The organism is Frankia sp. KB5, assembly GCF_002099325.1.
In the GTDB taxonomy this organism is placed as follows: domain Bacteria; phylum Actinomycetota; class Actinomycetes; order Frankiales; family Frankiaceae; genus Frankia; species Frankia casuarinae.
Genome location: NZ_MRUJ01000401.1, coordinates 1 through 1,355, shown reverse-complemented (window position 1 = coordinate 1,355; position 1,355 = coordinate 1). Strand labels below are relative to the sequence as shown.

Sequence of the window (1,355 nt, the reverse complement as noted above, 5' to 3'; positions counted from 1 at the left end):
GCCACCCGGTTCAGGCCGGCCGGTGTGTTGTCGACCATCGTCTTCCCGAACACCGCCGTCCCCTTGTAGGCGGGGTTCCGTAGCATCGCCCAGATCACCGACCGGTCCCAGCGGTTCTTGCCGGTGCGGGTCGGCACGCCTTTCTCGGTCAGCCAGCGGGCCAGCGCCGCGATGGAGACGCCTTCGTCGGCGTAGCGGCGGAACATCTCGGTGACCAGGATCGCCTCGTGGTGAACGACCTCGTAGCCGGCTCCGAGCTGGTCGGAGCGGCGACGGTAGTGATAGCCGAACGGCGCCCCGGACAGCACGTTCACCGACCCCGCCCGGGCGCGGTGCGCCTTCCCGCGCCGGTAGCGTTCCAGGATCTGGGCCTTCTCATATTCCGCGAACATTCCCTGGAACTGGACCATGAGCTGGTCTTCCGGGCTGTCCCCGCGAGGCCCTTTGACGAACTCGACGCGGGTACCCGCCCGCGTGAACTCCTCGATCAGCAGCGCCTGGTAGGCGAACTTCCGGGCGAGCCGGTCCGGGGAATAGCACAGCACCACGTCGATCTGCACCGCCGCGATCAGGTCCCGGAGCCGTTCCAGCGCCGGGCGTGTCAGTGTCGCACCCGAATGGCCCTCGTCCTCGAAAACCCACTCGGCCGGCAGTACCGCCCCCATCTGCCGGGCGTGTTCACGCAGCGCCGCCGTCTGCGAGGCGATCGTCTCGTTCTTCTTCTGCCGGTCCGACGACACCCGGGCATAAACCGCCACGTTCACCATGCGTGTCTCCTGTCTGTTGGTCCGTCTGGATTTTCAGTCGCCGCGGTGGGACCAGGACTCCGTACGCGATCGACAAGTCCCGGGCCGCGTGGCGGTCGAACGCATATTCAAGGGCGATCATCCGCTCATTCATCCGTCGGACTTCCCGCCCCGGCCGAGACGAGACAGGCCGACAAGGCACCGGTCACGAGCGACGAAATCGTCGTGCCGCGAACCCGGGCTTCCTCGCGTATTCTCTCGGCCAGCACGGCGGGAACCTTGACCGTGAACACCACCGTCGGCTCAGGCACGGCCACCCGCCCACCGGCCGCCGAATCGGCGTAACGCCGGGCCTGCCGCAGCGAAACCCCAAACCGCGCGGACAGCAGAAGGGCGGCGTCCCCGATCGGAACGCCGCCCTCCAACATCTGCGCCGCAGCGTTCACCCGCTCGGCGTACTCACCCGCACCCACACGACGACGATCACCCACAGGAAGATCAGTACTACCGCCTGTGTCGCGGCGTCACCTCGACACGCCGAGGCAGTTCCAGCCGCTGGTAGCTCAGCGTGACCTCGAACTCGAAGTTGCCAAGTGCGTTGGGGGCGTA

General features: G+C 67.3%; 2 protein-coding genes. Both read right to left on the bottom strand.

Going from position 1 to position 1,355, the window contains the following annotated elements; all coding sequences use genetic code 11:
* A partial coding sequence (locus KBI5_RS24800) for a recombinase family protein (RefSeq protein WP_241883193.1) occupies positions 1 to 767 on the bottom strand: 767 nt, incomplete at its 3' end.
* A gap of 125 nt (positions 768 to 892) precedes the next feature.
* Positions 893 to 1,237 (bottom strand): hypothetical protein, encoded by a 345-nt coding sequence (locus KBI5_RS24795; protein WP_241883191.1) that lies wholly within the window; start codon positions 1,235 to 1,237, stop codon positions 893 to 895.
* Positions 1,238 to 1,355: the final 118 nt, after the last annotated feature.